Genomic DNA, 23,694 nt, shown 5'->3' with positions numbered 1-23,694 from the left:
CGAACAAAGAACAATAAAGGGGTCACACCTGACCCCTTTTTACTCTCAGCACAGTAAATCACTCAATCAAATACAGGTTTCATCATCATGTTAGAAGCAAACTTAAAACAGCAGTTGGGCACATACCTGCAAAATATCGTTAATCCGATTGAAATTACTGTGTCCACAAACAGTTCTGCAAAATCAAACGAATTACTTGAATTGGCTCGCGAGATCACCGAGCTAAAAAGCGACAAAATTACATTAACAGTCAATGAAAACTCGACTGGTCGTGCACCTTTGATGGCTATTGCGCCAAAGGGAGAAACACCACGAGTGAGCTTTGCTGGCATTCCAATGGGTCACGAATTTACTTCGCTTGTGCTAGCACTATTACAAGCAGGCGGCCACCCATCAAAAGCCGCGCAAGAAACCCTAGAGCAAATTAAGTCTCTGGACACAAAATTGAATTTTGAGGTGTACATTTCCCTCTCATGCCACAACTGTCCAGACGTGGTGCAAGCCGTCAACTTGATGGCGGTACTAAACCCTAACATCACCGCGACCATGATAGATGGCTCCATGTTCCAAGACGAAGTGAACGAGCGCAACATCATGGCCGTACCTTCTGTGTACCTAAATGGCGAATTATTCGGCCAAGGTCGCATGACATTAGCGGAAATCGTTAACAAAGTAGACACTGGCGCCGCTGACAAACAAGCCGCCGCATTGGCTGAAAAAGCCCCTTACGACATGCTCGTTGTTGGTGGTGGTCCAGCTGGCGCAGCCGCCGCTATTTACGCCGCTCGTAAAGGCATCCGCACAGGCGTTGTAGCAGAACGCTTTGGTGGTCAAGTCAGTGATACCATGGCCATTGAAAACTTCATTTCGGTCAAAGCCACAGACGGCCCAAAATTGGTCGCAGGTCTTGAACAACACGTACTAGATTACGATGTTGATCTAATGAAATTGCAAAAAGCCGTTCGCCTCGAAAAGAAAGAATTTATCGAAGTGGAATTGGAAAACGGTGCCATTCTACAAAGTAAATCTGTGGTATTAGCAACGGGCGCTCGTTGGAGAGAAATGAATGTGCCAGGTGAACAAGAATACCGTAACAAGGGCGTAGCTTACTGCCCACACTGTGATGGTCCATTGTTCAAAGGCAAAAAAACAGCCGTTATCGGTGGTGGTAACTCAGGTATTGAAGCGGCAATCGACCTTGCAGGCATCACAGAGCACGTGACCGTACTGGAATTTAGTGACACCTTACGTGCCGACGATGTATTGGTGAAAAAAGCCAACTCTTTGCCGAATGTGACTATCATCAAAAACGCGATGACCACAGAAGTAATGGGAGATGGACAACGAGTAATCGGCCTAAAATACACAGACCGATTAACCGACGAATCTCACCTTGTCGACGTAGCGGGCATCTTCGTACAGATTGGTTTGGTGCCAAACAGTGAGTTCTTGAAGGATACATTGGAACTGAGCAACCGTGGTGAGATCATCGTTAATGCTCATGGCGAAACCTCTATCCCAGGTGTATTTGCCGCTGGTGATGTGACCACAACACCATACAAGCAAATCATCATCTCCATGGGATCTGGCGCAACCGCTGCTCTTGGTGCATTTGATTACTTGATTCGTAACTAGGCAACGGGGAGAGCCTGTCTTCAGCAACATCCGAACCGACCACACAAACCGCCATCTGGCTTAGCGAGATGGCGGTTTTTGTCTCAAAATTCTGCTGGTAAGTTTTAAGCTCCAAGCTGAGTTTCGCCAGTCTAAGCCACAAAGTTAAAAATATCTGTACAGATTTGTACCATTTATGGTACAAATGAACTTGTGAAAAACATAAAACACAAGAAAGTGTCTGTTCACTTTTTCCGAACTGCGTCGAGAGGTGAACCTGTCAGGGAATGGTTATTGTCTCTTACAAAAGAGGATAGAAGTGCCATAGGACAGGATATCAAAACAGCAGCATACGGTTGGCCTGTCGGTATGCCCATATGTCGCTCTATGGGAGATGGGCTGTGGGAAGTACGCACTAACTTAGAAGGTGGCCGTATTGCGAGGGTGTTATTTTTCTTTAAAAGCAACGAATTAATTTTACTGAATGGCTTTATGAAAAAAGCCCAAAAGACACCTAAGTCTGAATTAGATTTGGCTAAAAAACGAAAACGTGAGGCTGAAAATGACTAACAAACACATTGGTTCTTCCTTTGATGACTTCCTTGAAGAGGAAGGAATCTTAGCTGAAACCAACGCTGTGGCTATAAAACGAGTGGTAGCATGGCAGATTCAACAGAAAATCGAACACGAACATTTGTCTAAGACAAAAATGGCGCAGCTGATGAAAACAAGTCGCTCTGGATTGGATAGACTACTTGATCCAAACAACACATCTGTCACGCTGCATACCTTGGATAATGCCGCGAAAGCGTTAGGTAAAAAGCTCAAATTAGAGCTTGTTTAATACTCTCTTCATTTTAAGTATGGCTAAGTGTTACTCGTGCTTCACGGCCACTAAGACAGGCTAAAATCTCTGCTTACAGAAAAAAATTAAACACTGACTTGCAGGAGTAAAATATGGATACGTTAAGTTACTCAGCTTTTAAGGCAAATCTTGCTAGCACGTTTGATAAAGTAAATGACGATCATAAGCCTGTCCTCATTACTCGTCAGGGCAGGAAGCCGGCTGTGCTGATAAGCTTAGAAGATTTCCAGACCTATAAAGAAACAGCCTATTTAATGGCGAGTCCGAAAAATGCTTCTCGTTTAAACGCTGCTATTGCCGAAATGGAAGCTGGCAGAACACAGACAAGGGAACAGATTGAGGAATGATATTATATTGGGCTGAGCAAACTTGGGAAGATTATCTTTACTAGCAACAGAAAGACAAAAAAACACTCAACCACATCAACTAATTCATAATAGTCGGTTAAAAGACCGAAAACAAAACGCCCTATCGATCAAAAGGGGCGTTTTTTGTTTCGCCTTAACTAAATTAGGCCGTAGGTACGGTACCACCATCAATAATGTATTCCGTACCTGTGATAGAGGACGCTCTCGCCGACACTAGGAAAGTAATTAAGTCAGCCACTTCAGAAGGCTGAGCTGGACGTCCTAAAGGAATGCCACCAAGCGAATCCATAATAATCTTTTTACCTCCTTCATAATCCGTACCAGCATGGTCAGCAAGCCGTTCAGCAAGTCGAACCGATGCTTCCGTTTCTATCCAACCGGGGGAAACACGCACAACACGAATGCCTTTTGGCGCCACTTCTTTCGATAAGCTTTTACTGTAAGTGGATAACGCCGCTTTCGCTGCGGCATAGGCTGTGGTCGACTCTGGCAAAGGAAGTTTGTTCTGTATCGATGTAACATGGACAATAACACCTAAGCCTTTTGTTATCATTGATGACAATAACCCCCTATCAATGCGTACCGCAGACAGTAAATTTTGACTCAATGCGTTTTCCCACTCTTGCTCATCAAGCGCCGCAAAACCGCCACTAGGAGCGCTTGAACCGCCCAGCACATTGACAACAATATCAACACCACCAAACTTCTCTAATACGGTGCTTACTAGTGCGCTACAACCCGCTGCCGTCAGCAGATCCCCTTCTATATATGAAATGCCTTCTGGCGCATCGTTGGGCACTGAACGAGCCACGGCAATCACATGCACTCCCGCGCCATGAAACGACTCAACGACCGCCGCTCCCAAGCCCTTAGTTCCGCCAGTAACCAAAGCTATGCGCCCATTTAATTCAAGATCAAAACTCATAAGGAGATCTCCAGTGCCGTGATTTTGTCGCCATCCAGCGTGAAAGCGTATTGAAGATTCACAGGGCTCCCAGGAAAGTTCCCTGTCACTAAACCCGTGACTATCGTTTGCTCTGCGCTTTCGCTTAATGACTGCGGTTCAACCGTATAGGTATATTTCGTCGATGCATTCGCTTTCCACTGTTTAATTGCGTCCAGCCCCGTATGAGTCTGCCCTTCATCTTTTACCACTGCCTCATCGGAAAAACAGGCAACAATTGCCTCACTATCCCCTTTATCTGCTTTAAAATAATTTGCGATTGGTCTTGGAAGATCAATAGTCATCATAAAACACCTCTACTTAAAATCATTTTCTTAGAACTCGCCAAATTGCTGTCTGAAAAGAATGGCGTTAAGCTATCTGGAAAACAAGAACCGACAAAAAAGTAGGGTACTTACTCTGAAGTAAGTTTTTGATCTCATAAGGGCTAAGGCCATAAAAAAAATGACAAAAAAATGGACGCCAGCCTCTGCAGCCGATGGCGTAGAGCAAGTACTAAAGATTCTAGAAGGAAAATGGAAGTTGCTAATCCTCTTCCATCTCTTTGGCGGACAAGTAAAACGCTTCTCTGAATTAGAGAAAGCCATTCCAGCAATCACACAAAAAATGCTCATCCAACAGCTTCGTCAGATGGAAGTAGACGGGGTAATAAAGCGTACTATCTATCATCAAGTACCGCCCAAAGTAGAATACAGTTTAACGGATTGGGGACAGGAGCTTTGCCCTGCTTTAGACGCCTTACTTAAATGGGCTGAAAATAAGAAATGACCGTTTTATATCAATAATGGAATTTGTTGCTAAATCAGCACACAGATCAAAAAACAATCAAACAAATTTTAAAGCCTTAGCTTAAACCATCAACAGGGCGTATGGTCGATGCAACACTAAGAAAGGTGATATTGGCAAACACGCTCCGCAAACCTCGTTTAAAAAACGCCAATCTTCCCGATTGCACTCTAGTGCATAAGCAATACCGCTTTTCGTCGCACGACTTAAGGCAACAAAAACAGGAGAAGACGATGATTTATAACGTAGGTACAACAGATAGAGTGGTCAGAATCACAATGGGCGCCGTCGTCATAGCAATCGGTGTATATTTCAATTCATGGTGGGGGGTAATCGGCATTGTGCTGCTTGCCACAGGCGTATTTAGCATCTGCCCAGCTTATCTACCGTTTGGTTTTTCAACTTGTAAAACCAAAAAATAACATCTAATTTAAAACGAACACTATAAAGACTAAAACCGACATCAGGTAACACTGAGAGTCGGTTTTTTGTTTTTGATTTACGGCAATCCATAAATGATTGGGCTAAATAAAGATGAATAGGTACAGAACATTATTTAATCTATACGATTGATGGTAATACTCTTTATATCATTCAATACCATTATTCTTTTAAGGACAATGATGAAAGTCTCACTTCTCGCCGACCAGAAACACTTCATTCCCACCATTGCTCAGTGGTATTTCAATGAGTGGGGACGTTTAACGCCCAACAGATCGCTAGAGGATATTGCAATAAAAGTCACGGTGATGGCGAAAAGTAGAGCCGCGCCCCCCATCTCTTTTGTCTTGCATGACCATGACGAGCTGCTTGCGGTGGCAGAACTGAAGTTCCATGAACATCCTGATTTTCCCAATTACAAGCATTGGCTCGGTGGTGTTTTCGTTCCAGCTGATAAACGTGGGCAAGGTTATTCCTGCCTAATTCTTCAACACACGCTCAATCATGCTAAAAACCTAGGTATTCCAGACCTTTATCTGCAATGCGAACAACACAATATCGATCTGTATTTAAAGCATGATTTTGAAGTGATACACAGAATAAATGACAAAGGTGTCGAAAAAGCAGTGATGGCACTAAGGCTTGGATAGAAAAAAACATACTGTATAGATTCTCACACTTAATGACTCTGCCAGCATTATTCCACACCTTAAATAACCGACCTTATGATGAAATTAAAATGCTATTCTGGGGTCTTATTAGGGCTGAATACATTCTTTCAACACACTTCAACAAAAGAGACATAGTATGAAAATGTTACGTTTTATCTCCATTTTAGAAGGCACATCGCTTCTATTGCTGCTCTTCATTGCTGTGCCATTAAAACGCCTGATGGACATGCCAGAGTATGTGAGCGTTATTGGCCCGATTCATGGTGGGTTGTTTATTTTGTTTAACATTCTTTTGATGTTAAGTGTGTCTCGATATGGGGTGTCGTCAAAACACGCCTTGATAGGATTTGTTGCGTCATTGGTACCATTTGGTAGTTATGTCTTTAAAGCGAAGATCTTAAATAAATACAAATAGTCGTGTTCTTTGCAACGTCAGATTAAAGTCTTTGTACACTTAAAAAAAAGGGCCTTAACAGTTCAAAGGCCCTTCAGTTATATTTCGCTAATGTTATTACATTTTAAAAAAGCTGACTTTTGTGGTCAGTTTCTTCGATAATTGCGCAAGGCGTTCACTCGATTGAGCCACTTGTTCAGAACCAGCAGCACTTTCCATGGTGGCTTCGTGAACGCGAGTAATATTGAGGTTCATGTCTTCCGCCACACGCTCTTGCTCCGCGGACGTTTGAGCAATTTGTGTGTTCATATCATTGATTGCCATGACCTCAGTCCGAATGCTCGCCAAGGCAGCACGAGCTTCTTGAGTCTGTTCAACGGTTTTTTGTGCTCGCTCACGGCTGGTGTTCATGATCTCAGCGGCTTTGCTGGATCCTTCTTGTAAACGAACAATCATGTTGCTGATTTCGCTGGTCGACTGCTGTGTCCGTGTCGCCAACGAACGCACTTCATCCGCCACAACCGCAAAGCCTCGACCATGTTCACCGGCTCGCGCCGCTTCAATGGCTGCGTTCAACGCCAATAAATTCGTCTGTTCTGCGATGGCACTGATAACGTCGGTAATTTTTTCAATATTGCCGCTATCAACAGATACTTTCTCAACCGTTTTTGACGCTAACTCTAACGTTTCTGACAAATGCACGATGGCTTCTGCAGTAGCATTAACTTTTGTATTACCACTTTCAACTTCTCGATCTACTTTTTGTGTGGCTTCGGCAGCGTGCCCAGCATGTCCGGCGACCTCAGAAACAGAGGCAGACATTTCGTTAATCGCAGCAGCCATCAGCGTAGTATCGGCAGATTGCTGACGAAGACGACGGTTGTTTTCGCTTGCGGTACTATTCAGTTCAGACGATGCAATGCTGAGTTCATCAGCCGCACTACGCACATCTAGGATGATTTGCTGCAAGCGTGAGACCATGGCCCGTACACTGCCAATCATACTATTCGGATAGTGTGTTTCTATTGTGACATTCAGGTTGCCATCGGCAATTCGCTGTACCAACGCGGCAACGTCTTCAGGTTCTCCGCCAATTCGCGCCTGTATACTGCGAATCAAAGTAATCGCCACAAAAACACTAAAAACCGCCGCAATAAGAGTCACTACAAGCATTAAATTAACAAAGGTGCTGGCAACCTTCATTACGATACCAATATCTTTATTAATGACTTCTTCTTGATGATCAATAAAAGCGTTAATGCGTTTTAGCCATTCAGTATAACCAGGAGAAACTTCTTGCATTAAAAGCTGAGTCGCAATACTTGTGTTGCCTTGTTGAGCCAAATCCAACAGTGCTGCCGTCGACTTCTGTGTGGTTACTTCGATGTCTTGAATCGCTTTTAACAAGGTTCGCTCTGCTGTGGAAGCATCAGACAACATGAGTTGACTCATGGATTTCGCCGATTGCTGATAAAACACATCTAAATTTTTAATTGATGCAAGCTCTTGATTTAAACGCACTGGATCCGATGCCAACACCACATCACGCACCGCAATGGCTCTATCATGAACGCTGCCACGAAAGTTAATGGCATAACGCTGCTTTAACGTGGCGCCATCACGCACACTCGTCAAGGTGTTATCAATTACGTTAACACGTTGCATGCCCACCACTGAAATCAGCAGCAGTAGAGCAAAGATAAAAGCAAACCCTAACCCTAAACGCTGAGAAATTTTAAGTTGGCTAAACATAGTATCCATCACCTTTTAAAAAGAGTCATGATTGACTAAACATCAACCAAGGGCAGGCAGCATAAACCGCTAAGCAAATAAAAACCAGCCATGTATTGCGAAGACAAAAAGAATCTAAAAACGTGTAAAAACACAAAAAAAATGCCTTCTGACTGAGAAGGCATTTTTGTCTTATCTATATATTATCTAGATCGTCGAACAGATTGTTCGTCGTTTAAATGTTCGATTTTTTCACAAACTGAGATTTCAGCATCATTTCCCCGCCGCCATCCAATTTGCAATCGATGTCGTGGTCGCCATCTACAAGGCGCTTAATAGTCGCTTTGGTGCCAATTTTTAGCACTTGAGAAGAACCTTTTACTTTTAGATCTTTCGCCAAAGTAACTTTATCGCCTTCTTGCAATAAGTTGCCACCCATGTCTTTGATAATAAGCGCATCTTCGTCTACAACCACTTCATTGGGGTTCCATTCGTGCGCGCACTCTGGGCAAATCAACATAGCTTGATCTTCATACACGTAAGCGGAATCGCATTTTGGACAATTAGGAAGACTCATATTTATCACTACCTTCTAACGTAAACGGAAAATTTGACCTATTATAACCCTATTTTCACTATGGTTTTTTGTTCTCGAATAAAAAAATCCTATTTAATCACTAGGCTTAATCGGAAAGATGTTTTTCCTTAAAAAGTCATAGACAAAATTAAGGATTTTCTCAACACTGAGTGCACAACAATAACAGACCTTCAGTTAAGGTAAGGATTCTCAATGATCACTCCCATTTACGCGGCGTTACTGGTTTTTCTCTACATTTTCTTGAGTTTTCGTGTGATCAAATTGCGCATGAAGTACAAAGTTGGCATTGGTGATGGCGATCAGTCCATGTTGACCAGAGCGATTCGCGTACATGGCAACTTCGCGGAAAACGTTCCCTATGCTTTATTGCTGGTTTGGATGTACGAAAGTACGGGGGGCTCTACATTGTTAGTAAACATAATGGGCATTTTGCTGTGTCTTGGTCGCTTGTCCCACGCCTACGGTGTAAGTCAGCCCAAAGAGCCGCTCATTTATCGACAAAGCGGCATGGTGATGACCTTCTTAGTAATGTTAATCGCCGCCTTGTTGATCCTGACTCATCTTGCTCTTGGTTACCGGTTCTAAATTAACCAAGCCTGTCATCCAGAATGCAGCCATCGCATCAAGTGACGCTTCTGTTACACTGCCTTGAGCAGGACGTTGGTTGGCGGGGGTATGAAAAATGGCTTGGGCAATATGTCTTCCCGTCATTTGTATGGCAACTGTTTTCTCCAAACGTTGCTGTTGAAAGCGAGCAAACAGACGGTCTGTGGTGGCTTCCTCTTGCATAAGTTTGGCTAGCCACCAAGCATCTTCTAAAGCTTGGCAGGCACCTTGCCCAGATGTAGGCAATGCCGCATGAGCCGCATCGCCGATCACCATGCATTTACCTCGATACCACGATGTCATTGGATCAAGGTCATGAACATAAACGGTATGCAAGCTGCTTTGCTCTGCCTGCTGTAACACAGCGAGCACCTCGCTTGGCCATTCTCTGAAACGCTCGCCTAGCTCTGAAAGCGTGAACATCCTATTTGGCTGTTTCTCAACTTCCGCCCAACCTGCTGCCCAAAAGCATGTCGATGCATCAATCGGCACTATGCCAAAACGTTCCCCATCCCCCCAATAATCTTGAATTGACTGGTTATTAAATGGTCTTGTCGGGCTTGAATGCGATATACCAATGACATTCACAAATCCTTGATAAACAGGCTGACTGACAGGACTGATTTTCCTGCGTAGTGTAGAATTCATCCTTCCATCAGCGCCAATCACCCAGTCGTATTGATTCTCCAATTCAGACAACTTGTCTAGATTAATCGCTTCACCAAAATGAATTTGCACACCCGCTTGATCAGCACCGGCAAACAATATTGCCATTAGATCACGTCGCAATATGGTGAGTGTGTTAAAACCCGCAGATTGGTTCAGGCCACGAAGCGACAGATCACCTTGCACACCGGTAGTTAGATCATAGCGGGTCATAGTCATAGGCTCTCCAGATGCCTTTTGAATCGCCTTCAGTAGTCCCATTTGAGTTAAAACAAAAATGGCATTTGGCCAAAGTGTCACACCTGCCCCTAGGTCGCTGCCCACTTGGGAGCGACGTTCAAATATATCGACTTGATTACCTTGCTTTGCCGCCAACGTAGCAAAGGCTAAACCAGCCACTCCCGCACCTACGATGGCAATCCGTTTCGACATACTGAGCACTCCATAATAAAAATGAATCTGCAGTATCTACCAGCATCTTAAAATGATAAATATGGGACTATTGGATTAACTATCCCATTTAGAGCAATAATTATGATTGAAAAAATAGAACTCTCTTGGCTACTTAGCTTTCATACAGTATTTGAGGAGCGCAGTTTTAAACTGGCATCAGAGAAGCTAGGACAGCCTTCTTCTACCGTCAGCCGCCATATCATCCAGCTTGAAGAGACACTAAACGTGCGTTTATTAGAACGCACCACTCGACGAATGTCGCCCACTGAGGCAGGGCAAACACTGTATGAGCAAAGCTTGCCGCTGCTTCGCTCTCTTGATGATCAGCTCGAAGCCATTAGCGATCAGAGTGACAAGGTCTCTGGCCATTTACGTATATTAATGCCGGATTTACCCTTTATCGCCCAGCAAATTGCTAATTTCTGTGCGCTTTACCCTAAGCTCAAGTTAAGCTGTGAAACAGGTCTAGTTCCACATCAAGGCTTACTCGATGGTTTCGATTTGGTGATGCAGTTTGGCCGCGGAGAGTTAATGGATTCCGACTGGGTGGCAAAAGAACTGATTCGTTGGCCCAGTGTCATTGTCGCCTCACCTGAGTTTGTTGAGCGGCATCATAGTCATTTGTCATTTCAGAATTTACCTTCCTTACCTTGCATCACGACCCTCAGTGCATTACAAGGTTCGCCATGGATATTCAAAGACAGCCGACATTCGACTAAAGTACATGTCACATCACAGTATCGGGCCAACAGCGCCAATATGGCAAAAGAAGCCGCTATAGCGGGATTAGGCATGGCGATCTTAGCCGAACCATCGTGCCAAAAAGAAATACACCAAGGCACACTGGTTGCTATCGAGCTTGAAAAGACACCGGAAGATCTCGTCCTTTATGCGTATTCAGGCAAGTTAAAATACTCTCCCCAAAAGGTAACAGCCTTGCTAGATCACTTTAACTTTTCGGACCTGTTTAACGAACTTGACTGAAACCAATCTAAATTCCTGAATAAAACGTACTAGACTTCAAATGATAAAGATGGAATAGGAGTACTTATATGAAACTAGGATTGGTTTGGTTCGGGGATGATTTACGTTGTGCAGATCAGAACATGCTATGGAGAGCAGTACAGGAGGTGGATTATCTTATCTGCCTTTATTGCGATGAACCTCATAACAATCACCCCAGCCGTTATGCAACTCAAGGCATGTCAGCAAATCGTCGTCGACTTTTAAACCAAGGCCTTCAAGACTTGGCTCTACAATTACAAGCGTTGGGTCAAACTTTGTTCGTAAGTTCCATGGATGCGGCCACCAGCTTAAATTTGCTTCTTAACGAAATACCAATCTCACACCTTTATCGCAATCATCATGGAGGTTGGGACGAACAGCAAACTCTTAATCGCATCGAAAGCAGATACTCTGACGTGCGTATTCACCTAGACCATGGTTTGAGTTTATTTACACCATCCCAGCTGCCATTTGATATAGCGCAGTTACCGGATTCTTTTTCAAAATTCCGTCGCTTAGTCGAGAACCTAGACGTTTTCCCCCCCTTGCCAGCCTTACAAAAACTGCCACCTGCACCGACTTTCGATATCCAATGTATTCGCCCATGGCAGCTTAAGCAAATAGAAGACAATAGCATGTTTACAGGTGGAGAACGCGCTGCGGTTGATCAACTAAGTGATTACTTCTCGACCAATCTACCAAGTCATTATAAAGAAACGCGTAATGAATTAGACGGTTGGGAAAACTCAACCAAGTTCTCTCCTTGGTTAGCACAAGGTAGTTTGTCAGTCAGGCAAATCAAAGCCAGTATTGATGTTTACGAGCGCGATCATGGTGCAAATGAATCGACGTATTGGATTTATTTCGAACTGTTGTGGCGCGAGTATTTTCATTGGTACGCAACCTGTTACGGCAAACAACTTTTCTTGCCGGGAGGTTTATCAGGTAAACAAACTCAAGGCAGTTATTACGCCGAGCGTTTTCGGAAGTGGAGCCAAGGCAATACACCCTATCCATTAGTGAACGCCTGCATGAAACAACTCAATGAAACGGGGTTTATGAGCAACCGAGGTCGCCAAATTGTCGCCAGCTGTTTGATCTATGAATTAGGCATCGATTGGCGCTATGGCGCGGCATACTTTGAAGAACAACTGATCGATTATAGCGTCGGTTCGAATTGGGGTAATTGGCAATACATAGCTGGCGTTGGCGCTGACCCAAGAGGCGGTCGTCACTTCAATTTACAAAAGCAAACCGAACAATACGACCCTAACCTGCATTTTATTCATAAATGGCAAGGCCAAATATTTGATACCCAATTGGACTCGGTCGACGCTGCCGACTGGCCGATTTATCCAGCCCAATGAACGACTATCAGATGACTGTCGACACGCCAGTAAAACCGGTCGTCGTTTGGCTGAAAAGAGACTTGCGCTTGAGCGATCATCTGCCACTTGCCACGGCGATAGAGCAAAAAAGACCAATTATTCTGTTATATATATTTGAGCCTAGCCTGATTGTCGATCCACATTATAGTGAGCGTCACTGGCGCTTTGTCTGGCAGTCTTTAGAAGATATGAACCGCCAGCTGGCCGAATATGGCGGTCACATACATATTGTTTGGCAAGAAGCCTTGCCGGCTCTTGAAGCGCTCTATGTAACTACGCAGTTTGATGCATTATTCAGTAGTGAAGAAATTGGCATTGGGCTCACCTTTCAGCGTGATATAGAGGTTAAATCCTGGAGTCAGCAACGAAATATATCTTGGCAAGAATTTCCAACTGGCGCGGTGATACGGCCACTCGATAACAGAAAAAACTGGGATGAAGATTGGCAAAAAGTCATGCGCGCGCCCTTGGCAAACATCGAACTTGAAGCGATAACTTGGTATGAGATAAACACGCCAACGCTTACGATTCCAGCCCCATGGCAAACACCGCAAAAAGGCATTCAAACAGGCGGTCCAACATTGGCGTGGAAAACCTTAGACAGCTTCTATGAAGGGCGCGGCAAAGACTATTATCGATCTATTTCCAGTCCTCTTAGTAGTCGATCGGCCTGCACTCGGCTTTCGCCCTATTTAACGTGGGGAAATATCAGCATGAGAGAAGTTTACCAAGATCTGCTGTCACGCTGGAAAACCGTTGGCTGGAAACGCACCCTCATCGCACTCAGCTCTCGATTACATTGGCATTGCCATTTTATGCAAAAATTCGAAAGCGAATGCCGCATGGAATTTCAGCATGTTAATCGTGCTTACGAGCACTTTCCTTATCGGCAAGATAATCAAGTCGAGGCAGATTTACTCGCTTGGCAACAAGGCCACACTGGCTACCCTATCGTTGATGCTTGTATGCGAGCCTTACATAAAACGGGTTACATAAATTTTCGTATGCGAGCCATGCTCGTCAGCTTTCTATGTCATCACTTAAATATCGATTGGCGTTTAGGCGTGCACCATCTAGCAAGGCTATTTCTCGACTTTGAACCCGGAATTCACTACCCACAATTTCAAATGCAAGCTGGTGTCATTGGTTCAAATGCCATTCGAATTTATAACCCCGTAAAGCAAGCGCAAGACCAAGATCCAGATGGCGAGTTTATTCGCCGTTGGGTACCTGAATTGGCCGAAGTACCCGCTCCACTAATACACTCCCCTTGGGAAATGTCACCAATGGAAGAGGCTTTATATCAATTCAAAATTGGTGAAAACTATCCTGCGCCCATTGTCTGCCTGAAAGAGGCGGCAAAAGCTGCTCGTGATCGTCTTTGGGGATATCGCGAACAGCCAAATGTACAACAAGAAAAACACCGTATTTTAGCAACCCATGTTCGTTCGAAGAGTCGGGGAAAATCCAGACAATCGAAACCGAGGAAATCCTCATGAAGCACTGACCCAAATGAATTACGTTTATTGATAAGACGCTATCCATTGTGGAATGTCCTGAACCGGAATGGCTTTTGAGTAATAAAAGCCCTGAGCGTATTCACAACCAATCTTTGCTAGAAATGCTTGCTGTTCTGACGTTTCAATACCTTCAGCCGTGACCGTTAAATGGAATGACTTTGCAATGGATACAATCGCTTCCAACATTAATCGTCCACTTTTTTCTTTCGATTCGATCACAAAACTGCGGTCGATTTTTAAGTTATCTAATGGTAACTTCCCTAAATAACTCAAAGCAGAATAGCCCGTACCAAAGTCATCCAAGCAAATTTTCACACCCGCCGCTCTGAGTGCATTGGCGTTTGATTTCACCTGATCACCAATAGTCAACAAGGCATCTTCTGTCACCTCGACCTCAATAGATCTAGGGTCAATGTTCTGAGAGTTTATGTTATCAATCAAAGCATCGATGACTCGCTTCACACCAAAGCTTTTCGCAGAGATATTAATCGCCACTGGTGTATCGGTATTAAATATCGATGGATTGGCTTTAACAATCGACATGGTTTTATCCATCAGACATTTATCTAATTCGAGCGGTAGATTCAACTCTTGCGCAGTTTCGATCACTTCCCATGGTGAAACGAAACCGTAGTCGCTACTAAACCAACGCATTAACGCTTCATATCCAAAAACGCGATTTCGTTTAAGCTCAATTTTCGGCTGGAAATACACATCTATTTCGGCATTTCTAATCGCTTCAATGAGCGCTTTTTGTAGGCCTTTCTTACGATCTGCTGCTTGATGAATTGAATCGTTATAACAGGATACAAAGAGCATATTTTGACGAGAGTACTCTATCGCCATCAATGCATATTCAACAGTTTCGTTAAAAGTGCTTTTTGCCCTGTTGTGATAAGCACTGCCTATACGAATTTCGGAACTAATTTCACCAATAGTACGTTGCAGTTCTGCTTGTAACGCAATGGCTTTGTCTTTTGTCTGTTGTTCAATATTACCAGCGACATCAATATCAAAAACCATCAGAAAGCGACTAGCTTGAAGACGAGCGCAATGTAGGTAGCCAATGTTGGTTTCTAGTGAGCGAGCAAGCTCTTCCAGCATTTTATTGGCTAGCACTTCACCATTAAGCTTACGAATTCGATCAAAGTCCGTCAGTTCAAATGTCATAAAACAGAACAGAGTATTTTCAGCCTGATTGCCGTCAAATAACTGTTTCACATAGTCTAGTTGCGGGAGCTTAGTAATAGGGTCGAAGTTTCTTAGGAAAAAAGCTTCATTGGCGGCTACGACTTTTTCAGACACATCAATTCCCACCCCTTGGATATGGCAACCGATATTGTCTTTTACTAATTTAAAGCGCCATTCTACTTCTATATGGGACGATATACCTTTCATCATCAGGGACATTTTTATTTCATTTTTAAAGCCACTTTCAGACAACGAGAACAATAGTTTAGCGTCTTTAGCCGAAGACCCAGCCACACTATCTATAAAGTCATCAGCTGTAATAGTAGCGTCGCGAAATTGTTGCGTGAAGGATTTATTAGATAAAATAATGGCACCATCTAGGGTAACACGAACAATAAAAAGGCCTTCTGAATCAAAGACATTCCGATATCGAATATCGACTCGTTCCAATTGCTCCACCACGTTTTGATACATAGATAAGTCATGGCAAATACCCACAAAAAAAGGCTCACCTTCTGCTGTCTCAGCACGTCCTATAGATAAATGCATTTGAAAAAGTTGGCCACTCTTTCTCATTGCAGTCACTTCTCGACCTTTACCAATAATAGAGGCGCTACCAGTATCTAAGTAATGGCGTAAATAGCCATCGTGTTTATCTCCTTCACTTTTCGGCATCAAAATCGAAACATTCTTGCCAAACACCTCAATCTCTGAATAGCCGAATAACCTCTCTGCTGAAGGTGAAAAAGATTGAATAATTCCTCGAGCATTAATAATAATGATCCCGTCGGCCGCAGCTTCAAACAGAGCTTTATACAAAGAACTTTCCTTGTTGATAGCCATAATGTGTTATTTGAACCTTTTAACCAATTCGTATAATGCTTTAGTAGATTCGGTAGAACGTGAAATAGACGCTTCAGTCACTTCCATTTCTTGTGTATTTTCATGTCCGATTTTTGCGATGTTATATACTTGATAAGTTGTTTCTTCAATCACGATACTCTGCTGCTGAGTTACTGCAGCCATTTGCAATGAGCGATCTGCAATTTCACCGACAACAAGGTTTACTTCTTTCACCAACTTATCTTCAAATTCAACTCTGTTTAAGCTTTCGCGAGAGAGAAGAACGCCCTCTTCGGCTACCTTTGAGGTGGCTTTTACGCCATTCAATAAGCCTTCAATGGCTTTGTCTATTTCTTGAGTTAATGTCTGTGTTTTTGATGCTAAGTGACGAACCTCATCGGCAACCACGGCAAAACCACGACCGTGTTCACCCGCCCTTGCGGCTTCAATGGTTGCATTTAGTGCTAACAAATTCGTCTGTTCGGCAATTTGATCGATCATATTGGTCGAGACCGAGATTTTTTCCGCCAGAGAGGATACACGGTTTACCGATTCTCCAATGCTCACTACTGTTGCATTTAACTTCTCGATTGATAACTTAGCTTCATTACCTGCGAAAGCTGCATTTTTGGTGATCTCAGATACTTTGCCCACAAAATCTGCGGTTTCAGTAATGTTCTGCGAAACTTCCTGGATGGTTGCAGACATTTCTGTCATTGATGTTGCAATTAAGTCCGTTTCTGACTGCTGATTAAGTATTTTTACTTTGGTGCTTGAAATAGATTTATGGGATGCATTCATTTCTTTTTCTACATCTGCAGCACCGTTTTCGATGAGAGTTAAAATCGTTCCTAAGCGAGAATGTAAGCTTTTAATTCCTACGGAAATATCGCCTATATAAGAGGTTTGACTTGTATAAGTCGCCGTTGCAAGGGGATGTTTAAATGCAGCGTTACCAAGCTTATGCTGTAAATAATTTAAGAATGTTCCTTGCTGCCATTTTAATATCACAACATAAATGGACATAAGAACGGCAAATAAAAATACTGCGTATTCGAATGAGCAAAATAACAACGTCAGACCAATAAGTATTCCCGCCAAAAGCAGCGTGACATTTTCTAGATTGAACACTGTTCCAGAAGTGAGGCTCGACTTATTTTCATTTATACGTCGATATAGCGATTCTGCTCGTTTTACATCTATTCGATTGGGGCACGTACGTACGGATTCATAACCTATCGTTTTACCATTTTCAGTAATGGGCATGACGTAAGCGTCTACCCAATAAAAGTCTCCATTTTTACAACGATTCTTTACCAAGCCCATCCATGGCAAACCTACACTCAGCTGGGCCCACATTACGGCAAACGCTGCTGGAGGCATATCTGGATGTCGAACAAGGTTATGAGGTTGACCAACCAATTCGTCTTTACGGAAACCACTAATTTCAACAAAAGCACTATTACAATCTACTATTTTTCCTTTCATATCCGTCACGGAAATGAGTTTCACACCTTCCGAAAAAGTTCTTTCTGTGTTTGTAACAGGCAAGTTTTTTCTCATTTTCTCTCAACTATTTTGCTTATTTTTAAGTTATAACCTCGCCAAAATAGTGTCATTATTCTGGCTTATATTAGTAAGTTGCACTATATAGTCATTAACAAAAAAACAAAGAAAATCAGAAGAAAAAATCCGTTTTATTGACATAGATCATTTTTTATCACACACAAATACAAACAACTATCATTGTTTTAATTGTTGTTTTATGTACAACAATTTTAAGAGCATCGTTTGATTACAAATCGATACATTTCACGCTTAATGTTACGCGCACCATAATATCGACTAAGGTTTCTATGGCGAAGGATCTGCAAAGCGCTAAACCAAACAGCAATCACATACGTAATAACCGTAAATAAAACAACGCAGAAGAAATGACTAATGACGATTACCAAAACTTATCACACACTTCGTGTCGTCCTTGGCGATCAATTAAACGCCGCTCACTCTTGGTTTAAAGCACAAGATCAAGGTGTTCTGTATCTGATCGCAGAACTGCACCCAGAAGCCACTTATGTCACACATCACATTCAAAAGCTCTGTGCGTTTTTCCTCGCGATGGAACGCTTTGCTAGTGCCTTAAAAGAAAACGGCCATGACGTGTGTTACCTCACTTTGGATGACACTCACAATCAGAGCCTAGAAGAAGTAATTTTAAGCCTCACCAAGCTACATAATATTGACCATGTAGAACTACAACGTCCAGATGAATACCGCATTTTACAGCAATATCATCAGTTGATCGTTAGTGACTCAAAGCCGAAATTTAGCATGGTCGATAGCGAGCACTTCTTACTACCCTTTAACGAAATCCCGAACTTTTTTCAGGCCAAAAGTACCGTTCGTATGGAGCATTTTTACCGTAAAATGCGCCAGCGGTTTAATATATTGATGGCTGATGAAAGAGAACCTGAAGGTGGTCAATGGAACTACGATCTAGCTAATCGTAATAAGCTCAAAGCGCAAGATCTAGCAGATATACCAACACCTTTGTGTTTTCAGCATGATGTGACGCATTTGCTTGAACGCATCCAACGTCACAATATTCCTTCCCTTGGCAAAGCAGAATCCAGTTTACTTTGGCCTGTCACCAGCCGAGATGCGCTGAATTTACTCACCTTTTTCTGCGAGCATTTGCTGCCAAATTTTGGCCGTTTCCAAGATGCGATGACAAACCAAACACCACACAGCTGGAGCTTGTACCATTCACGTTTGTCTTTTGCACTCAACGCCAAATTGATCAGCCCAAAGCATGTGATAAAAGCCGCTGTTTCGGCTTATCAAGAAAATGATAATATCGACATCGCCCAAATCGAAGGTTTCGTGCGGCAGATACTTGGCTGGCGTGAATATGTACGCGGCATGTATTGGATCAATATGCCGGATTATCAACAACAAAATGCCCTAAACGCCGAACGAGCTTTACCCAGATATTTCTGGAATGGACAAACCAAAATGAAGTGCATCGCTAGCGCCATTGGGCAATCTCTTGATTATGCTTATGCTCATCATATTCAACGTCTGATGGTGACAGGCAACTTTTGTTTGTTAACCGAAATCCAGCCGCAGCAAGTCGACAAATGGTATTTAGGCATTTACGTGGATGCGTTGGAATGGGTGGAATTGCCCAATACCCGAGGCATGAGTCAATTTGCTGATGGTGGCTGGATTGCCTCCAAACCCTATGCGGCGAGCGGCAGCTATATGCAGAAAATGAGCGATTACTGCGGTGATTGCCATTACAAGGTAAAAGAGAAAACCAGCGCGGAGTCTTGCCCGCTAAACAGTCTATATTGGCACTTTATGGTAAAGCATCGAGAACGTCTTGCGAAGAATCATCGCATCGGCATGATTTATGGTAACTGGGATAAACAAGACGACGCGCAAAAGCGAGCCGTCTTAGAAAGGGCTGAATGGTGTTTAGAAAACATTGAAGCGCTCTAATTTCTATTTTTTACTTTCTGATTAGACGTTTAATTAGTCGACGCAGCTTCTTGTCGATTAAAACGCTGTTGCTGCCATTTTACGATTCTTGGCAGCAACAAACCGGCAATCACAATCGCCACGCCTAACAGTTGCAAGCTTGTCACGGTTTGACCGTACGCAAATGCCGTCAACGCCGCAAAAACAGGCACAAAATTGAAGAACAAAGAAGCATTCGCGGCACCAAGCTGCTTCACACCTGAAATCCACAACAAGTAACCACCAACTGTACCAAACACACCGATGAATAATAAGTCACCCAACACATAACCACTGATCACCAAACTTTCTTGCAAGGGATGAACCTCAGCACTAAACGTCGTGACTAAAGAGATCACTCCTAGCCCCGAGAGCATACCTACCAAAGTATAAGGAATCATCGGCATCCAGCGGCTCACGCCTTGTGTTAAATAGGTATAAAGGCTCCAGCACAACATACCCAGAAAGATCATTTGATCGCCGTGGTTAAACTCAAAACCCAACAAGCGTTTTAGCTCGCCATTGGTTAACACCAGCAACACACCGGATAAACAAACCACCAAACTAAAAACCGCGCCGCGAGCTGGCAGTTTACGTTGCAACAAAGAGCCAATCAAAGAGGTGGCCAATGGACTAAGCGCCATGATCAAGGCGCCATTGCTGGCATCTGTTTGCGCCAAACCAGTAAACAAACCCAGGTTTAATCCACCAACACCAATGATAGAAACGCTAATAGCCCACGCCCATTGTTTTGCCGTTAAGCTAGGCATTGGCATGTTTTTCCACTTGGCATAAATAAACAAACAAACAGCAGCAATGGCAAAACGCCAAATGACCAAAGTCAGCGCGTGCACTTCTCCCAACGCATGCTTACCCACAGGAAAACACGCTCCCCAGAAAAACGTGCATAGCAACAATAGTAATACGGCATTAGTACTCGCCGAACGGTTCATATCTTTCTCCATTAAAAGAAAACTTGAAAATATAAGGCGCAGTGTATAGATTTTAAATACGGAATAAATAGACAAAATTGAGACAATAGATCCCAAATATGAAATTTAACTATTCACTAGATGATATGCGTTGTTTTTGTGCTGTTGCCCAATACGGCAGTTTTAAACAAGCTTCGACGGCATTGGAGATTCCTCTTTCTACATTGAGTCGACGAGTCGCTAAATTAGAAGAGGACTTGGCGATACGATTGCTAAACCGTGACGCCCACAGAGTCCAACTAACTCATACAGGACAAAGATATTACGAAAGAAGTTTACCCCTATTTGAAGAATTAAATGACGTGGCAGTCTGTCTTCTGCAGGACAAAACTCAAGCCAAAGGCACGATTAGAATTTCTGCGCCGGTGAATTTTGGCGTGCAAGTTTTAGCTCAGCATTTTAATGCTTTTTTGATCGAATACCCTGACATCCATTTGGATTTGCGACTTTCCAATCAAAACATTGATATTGAAGAAGAAGCCATCGACATCGCGTTTCGTGTCGGTGACCATAATGCAGATCATTGGATTGGCAGGCACTTAACGAACATTCGCTTTGTTATTTGTGGTTCTGTCCGTTTAGACATGTCTAGCCTAAAAACGCCTTGTGATTTGGAAGGTTTTCCTACTGTTTTGTGCTCGCCCATGTCCACCTGGAAGCTGCAACACACGATCTCTGGAGAGATGCAAACCCATAAACCAAACCATAATATTCGCCTAAAAGTAGACGACATCAGCTTACTTACGCGCGCCATACAAGATGGCTTAGGTATCGGTTTTATGCCTGATTATCATGCGCAGCCATTGATCGATTCGGGAGAGCTTCAACAAGTTTTACCTGAGTGGAGCAACCAACCTCGCGGTTGCCAAATGCTCTATCGTGACAGAGATAACATGCCCTTTCGGTTACGCTTGTTAATCGACTTTATGATCAAGCGGTTTAACGAAAAACCGCTCTAGACCAACGAAAATGTATATAAATTAAGCTACTAGGCAAACTGATTAACGGATAGTTCCACCATTAAATCACTACTAATTTTTTCTAGTGCAGCTTCCAATTCTGATAAAGGTAGATCTTTCGGCACAGCCAACACCATGTCGGTTTTAAACAGCATATCGGAACTCATCGGCGCAGGTTCGCAAGTGGTAGTGAGTTCTTTGACGTTAACCATCAAGGAATGCAACACTTGAGATACTTCTTTGACAATGCCGGGACGATCATTGCCAACAACAGACAACGACAAAGTTGATCCTTCCATCATGCTCTGTTTTGCCATTTCTACCGTGACATGCAGACCAAGTTGTTCGAAATTACGTAATGCGTTAACTAGAGCTTCTTGATGTTCCAACGGAACAGTTACAGTCAAAATTCCGGCAAATTTATCGGCTAGATGCGCCATACGGCTTTCCAACCAATTACCATGATGGCGAGCGATAGTATCGGATAACCTTTCAACAAGACCTGGGCGGTCGTCTCCGATAAAACTCAGTACAAGATGCTGTGACATGGCTTTCTCCATCAATATTTTTAGAATTATGCAAAAGGGTGAATCACTTCATGCGATGCTATCCATAAAAAGTACACTAAATAATCACTATAGACGACTGCAATTTATTTAAGTTATTCACGCTGAACTAAAGCATTTTGTTTTTCAACTCTGTTTGAGCCTGTCGACGCAAAAACCAAAAACCTAACGAGGCCGCGATAATACCCGAAATACTGCCCATGCCAATCGCCCATCGGGCACCAAATACGTCTGCAATCCATCCAACTAAAGGCGCACCTAATGCGGTACTTCCCAATGCAGTAGCTAAGACCACAGCCATTACTCGGCCACGATAACGTTTTTCCGTTGTAACCTGCATATAAGACGCAGTAGAAGTGGTAAACAACTGCAAACTGAGCCCAAGGAAAATAAGCAACGCAGCAAACGCCCAAAACGACGTACTAATAGCAACCAAAAAGCAGCTAACTGCGAACATGGCTGCCACATAAATCATAAAGCGAAATGACGGCGAAGAGCGACGGCTCGCTGTCACCATGGCACCAGAAATAGAACCAATTGCCATCATTGAAATTAAGAAACCATATTGATCCGCGTGGCCTTGAAATACATGCACCGTCATCGCCGATAGATACACAGAGAAATTCATCCCTAAGCTACAAATCAAGAAAGACATTACCAATATGACAGCCATTTCTCGATGCTGCCAAATATAACGAAAACCATCAAAAAATTTCGCCATATCAGGCGCTGCTTTGCTGTTATCAGCAACAACCGCTGGCAGGCGTGTTTTAAATTTATGCAGGGCAATTAATAACGGAATAAAAGACAACACATTGATCATAAATACCCAACCGCTACCGATCAACGCGATCAATATCCCAGCAATCGCAGGCCCAACCAAACGAGCCGAGTTAAACGCCACCGAGTTTAACCCCACCGCGTTTGATAATTCTTTTTCACTGACAATATCAGACACAAAGGCGTGGCGCGCAGGCGCATCAAATGCAGCAACACAACCCAAAGCAAACGCACAAACACAAACTTGCCACAACACCACTTGTCCACTCAGAACCAACACGCCCAGCACTAAAGCCAATAGCGCCATTAAGGATTGAGTAATAAAGAGTAACTTACGTCGATCCATACGGTCTGCCGTCCAACCAGTAAGCGGCAATAAAAGAATTTGCGGGGCAAATTGTAAAAAGACCACCAAACCAACCGCCGAAGCATTTTTATCCGACAACTCAGCAATGACGATCCAGTCCTGAGCAGTACGTTGCAACCAAGCACCAATATTCGAAATCGCCGCACCACCAAACCAAAGCCGATAATTCGGATTGGATAGAGACCGAAATGTACTGCTCAATTCAAACTCCTTTGACTATTCAACGAAATATCCTTTTATCACTTAAAAAGTGTCATTTATTGGATATAACATAAGACAAACTAATAACAGAGAGTAAAAACATTTATTAAAGATACTTTCTTGTACAATTAACGAAGCACATCCTATCCTGTAAAACGACAGAAGATTTAAAGTTTCACAGTAATTTCACATTCAAAAAATAA

The 23,694-nt window shown here is 43.2% G+C and carries 24 protein-coding genes; 14 read left to right on the top strand and 10 right to left on the bottom strand.

What is annotated here, in order from left to right:
- The first annotated feature begins 87 nt into the window (after positions 1 to 87).
- From ahpF to B6N13_RS00190, 4 genes are all read left to right on the top strand, one after another.
- Positions 88 to 1,635 (top strand): alkyl hydroperoxide reductase subunit F, encoded by a 1,548-nt coding sequence (ahpF, locus tag B6N13_RS00205; protein ID WP_169458080.1) that lies wholly within the window; start codon positions 88 to 90, stop codon positions 1,633 to 1,635.
- Between the two features lie 273 nt (positions 1,636 to 1,908).
- On the top strand, positions 1,909 to 2,184 hold the full coding sequence (locus B6N13_RS00200) for a type II toxin-antitoxin system RelE/ParE family toxin (RefSeq protein WP_248280177.1): 276 nt from the start codon (positions 1,909 to 1,911) through the stop codon (positions 2,182 to 2,184).
- On the top strand, positions 2,177 to 2,458 hold the full coding sequence (locus B6N13_RS00195) for a helix-turn-helix domain-containing protein (protein WP_011978185.1): 282 nt from the start codon (positions 2,177 to 2,179) through the stop codon (positions 2,456 to 2,458). The genes B6N13_RS00200 and B6N13_RS00195 overlap by 8 nt, the downstream gene beginning before the upstream one ends.
- 113 nt (positions 2,459 to 2,571) lie before the next feature.
- Positions 2,572 to 2,826 (top strand): type II toxin-antitoxin system prevent-host-death family antitoxin, encoded by a 255-nt coding sequence (locus tag B6N13_RS00190; protein WP_011978184.1) that lies wholly within the window; start codon positions 2,572 to 2,574, stop codon positions 2,824 to 2,826.
- Between the two features lie 163 nt (positions 2,827 to 2,989).
- Here the strand turns inward: B6N13_RS00190 and B6N13_RS00185 are convergent, their stop codons facing one another.
- Both B6N13_RS00185 and B6N13_RS00180 read right to left on the bottom strand, forming a co-directional pair.
- Positions 2,990 to 3,772 carry an SDR family oxidoreductase gene (locus B6N13_RS00185; protein WP_169458079.1) on the bottom strand — a complete coding sequence of 261 codons (783 nt, stop codon included), beginning with the start codon at positions 3,770 to 3,772 and terminating at the stop codon, positions 2,990 to 2,992.
- Positions 3,769 to 4,098, bottom strand: coding sequence for a nuclear transport factor 2 family protein (locus tag B6N13_RS00180; protein WP_211172719.1), 330 nt, complete (start codon positions 4,096 to 4,098; stop codon positions 3,769 to 3,771). Before B6N13_RS00180 ends, B6N13_RS00185 begins: the two co-directional genes overlap by 4 nt.
- Before the next feature lie 157 nt (positions 4,099 to 4,255).
- Between B6N13_RS00180 and B6N13_RS00175 the strand changes: the two genes are divergently transcribed.
- The 4 genes from B6N13_RS00175 (at position 4,256) to B6N13_RS00160 (ending at position 6,124) form a co-directional block, all read left to right on the top strand.
- Entirely contained in the window at positions 4,256 to 4,579 is a 324-nt protein-coding gene (locus B6N13_RS00175) for a helix-turn-helix domain-containing protein (protein WP_169458078.1), read from the top strand.
- Between the two features lie 251 nt (positions 4,580 to 4,830).
- The gene (locus B6N13_RS00170) at positions 4,831 to 5,019 is read left to right on the top strand and encodes a DUF2892 domain-containing protein (RefSeq protein WP_011978180.1); all 189 of its coding nucleotides are present in this window, start codon (positions 4,831 to 4,833) and stop codon (positions 5,017 to 5,019) included.
- 201 nt (positions 5,020 to 5,220) lie between these two features.
- Positions 5,221 to 5,688, top strand: coding sequence for a GNAT family N-acetyltransferase (locus B6N13_RS00165; protein WP_169458077.1), 468 nt, complete (start codon positions 5,221 to 5,223; stop codon positions 5,686 to 5,688).
- 157 nt (positions 5,689 to 5,845) lie between these two features.
- Complete coding sequence (locus B6N13_RS00160) at positions 5,846 to 6,124, top strand: DUF3817 domain-containing protein (RefSeq protein ID WP_100186178.1); 279 nt, start codon at positions 5,846 to 5,848, stop codon at positions 6,122 to 6,124.
- 96 nt (positions 6,125 to 6,220) lie between these two features.
- On the opposite strand, the gene B6N13_RS00155 is transcribed toward B6N13_RS00160, so the two are convergent.
- Positions 6,221 to 7,855, bottom strand: coding sequence for a methyl-accepting chemotaxis protein (locus B6N13_RS00155; RefSeq protein ID WP_169458076.1), 1,635 nt, complete (start codon positions 7,853 to 7,855; stop codon positions 6,221 to 6,223).
- Between the two features lie 214 nt (positions 7,856 to 8,069).
- Positions 8,070 to 8,411: a zinc ribbon domain-containing protein YjdM gene (locus tag B6N13_RS00150; RefSeq protein WP_011978173.1), complete on the bottom strand. Its 342-nt coding sequence runs from the start codon at positions 8,409 to 8,411 to the stop codon at positions 8,070 to 8,072.
- Between the two features lie 213 nt (positions 8,412 to 8,624).
- On the opposite strand from B6N13_RS00150, the gene B6N13_RS00145 reads away from it, so the two are divergent.
- Complete coding sequence (locus B6N13_RS00145; RefSeq protein ID WP_011978172.1) at positions 8,625 to 9,017, top strand: MAPEG family protein; 393 nt, start codon at positions 8,625 to 8,627, stop codon at positions 9,015 to 9,017.
- Here B6N13_RS00145 and B6N13_RS00140 read toward each other — a convergent pair.
- Complete coding sequence (locus B6N13_RS00140) at positions 8,964 to 10,136, bottom strand: FAD-dependent monooxygenase (RefSeq protein WP_169458075.1); 1,173 nt, start codon at positions 10,134 to 10,136, stop codon at positions 8,964 to 8,966. The two genes, B6N13_RS00145 and B6N13_RS00140, sit on opposite strands and share 54 nt — an antisense overlap.
- Positions 10,137 to 10,238: 102 nt before the next feature.
- Between B6N13_RS00140 and B6N13_RS00135 the strand changes: the two genes are divergently transcribed.
- The 3 genes from B6N13_RS00135 (at position 10,239) to B6N13_RS00125 (ending at position 14,049) form a co-directional block, all read left to right on the top strand.
- A complete protein-coding gene (locus B6N13_RS00135; RefSeq protein WP_169458074.1) occupies positions 10,239 to 11,141 on the top strand; it encodes a LysR family transcriptional regulator in 903 nt (300 codons plus the stop codon).
- 68 nt (positions 11,142 to 11,209) lie between these two features.
- Complete coding sequence (locus B6N13_RS00130; protein ID WP_169458073.1) at positions 11,210 to 12,529, top strand: DASH family cryptochrome; 1,320 nt, start codon at positions 11,210 to 11,212, stop codon at positions 12,527 to 12,529.
- Positions 12,526 to 14,049, top strand: a complete 1,524-nt coding sequence (locus B6N13_RS00125; RefSeq protein WP_248280176.1) for a deoxyribodipyrimidine photo-lyase — start codon at positions 12,526 to 12,528, stop codon at positions 14,047 to 14,049. The genes B6N13_RS00130 and B6N13_RS00125 overlap by 4 nt, the downstream gene beginning before the upstream one ends.
- Before the next feature lie 24 nt (positions 14,050 to 14,073).
- On the opposite strand, the gene B6N13_RS00120 is transcribed toward B6N13_RS00125, so the two are convergent.
- Positions 14,074 to 16,080 carry an EAL domain-containing protein gene (locus B6N13_RS00120; protein ID WP_169458071.1) on the bottom strand — a complete coding sequence of 669 codons (2,007 nt, stop codon included), beginning with the start codon at positions 16,078 to 16,080 and terminating at the stop codon, positions 14,074 to 14,076.
- 30 nt (positions 16,081 to 16,110) lie between these two features.
- Positions 16,111 to 17,655 carry a PAS domain-containing methyl-accepting chemotaxis protein gene (locus B6N13_RS00115; RefSeq protein WP_169458070.1) on the bottom strand — a complete coding sequence of 515 codons (1,545 nt, stop codon included), beginning with the start codon at positions 17,653 to 17,655 and terminating at the stop codon, positions 16,111 to 16,113.
- 390 nt (positions 17,656 to 18,045) lie between these two features.
- Between B6N13_RS00115 and B6N13_RS00110 the strand changes: the two genes are divergently transcribed.
- Positions 18,046 to 19,608, top strand: coding sequence for a cryptochrome/photolyase family protein (locus B6N13_RS00110; RefSeq protein ID WP_169458069.1), 1,563 nt, complete (start codon positions 18,046 to 18,048; stop codon positions 19,606 to 19,608).
- 29 nt (positions 19,609 to 19,637) lie between these two features.
- Here the strand turns inward: B6N13_RS00110 and B6N13_RS00105 are convergent, their stop codons facing one another.
- Complete coding sequence (locus B6N13_RS00105; RefSeq protein ID WP_169458068.1) at positions 19,638 to 20,579, bottom strand: DMT family transporter; 942 nt, start codon at positions 20,577 to 20,579, stop codon at positions 19,638 to 19,640.
- Positions 20,580 to 20,677: 98 nt separating this feature from the next.
- Here B6N13_RS00105 and B6N13_RS00100 point away from each other — a divergent pair, with 98 nt between their 5' ends.
- Complete coding sequence (locus tag B6N13_RS00100) at positions 20,678 to 21,577, top strand: LysR family transcriptional regulator (RefSeq protein ID WP_011978166.1); 900 nt, start codon at positions 20,678 to 20,680, stop codon at positions 21,575 to 21,577.
- A 29-nt stretch (positions 21,578 to 21,606) separates the two neighbouring features.
- Here the strand turns inward: B6N13_RS00100 and B6N13_RS00095 are convergent, their stop codons facing one another.
- Together B6N13_RS00095 and B6N13_RS00090 are read right to left on the bottom strand one after the other, a co-directional pair.
- On the bottom strand, positions 21,607 to 22,125 hold the full coding sequence (locus tag B6N13_RS00095) for an ACT domain-containing protein (RefSeq protein ID WP_011978165.1): 519 nt from the start codon (positions 22,123 to 22,125) through the stop codon (positions 21,607 to 21,609).
- Positions 22,126 to 22,252: 127 nt separating this feature from the next.
- Positions 22,253 to 23,491 carry an MFS transporter gene (locus B6N13_RS00090; protein ID WP_169458067.1) on the bottom strand — a complete coding sequence of 413 codons (1,239 nt, stop codon included), beginning with the start codon at positions 23,489 to 23,491 and terminating at the stop codon, positions 22,253 to 22,255.
- Positions 23,492 to 23,694: the final 203 nt, after the last annotated feature.

It is taken from the genome of Marinomonas sp. UCMA 3892 (assembly GCF_012726345.1).
GTDB lineage: Bacteria > Pseudomonadota > Gammaproteobacteria > Pseudomonadales > Marinomonadaceae > Marinomonas.
This window is presented reverse-complemented; position numbering and strand designations above follow the sequence as displayed.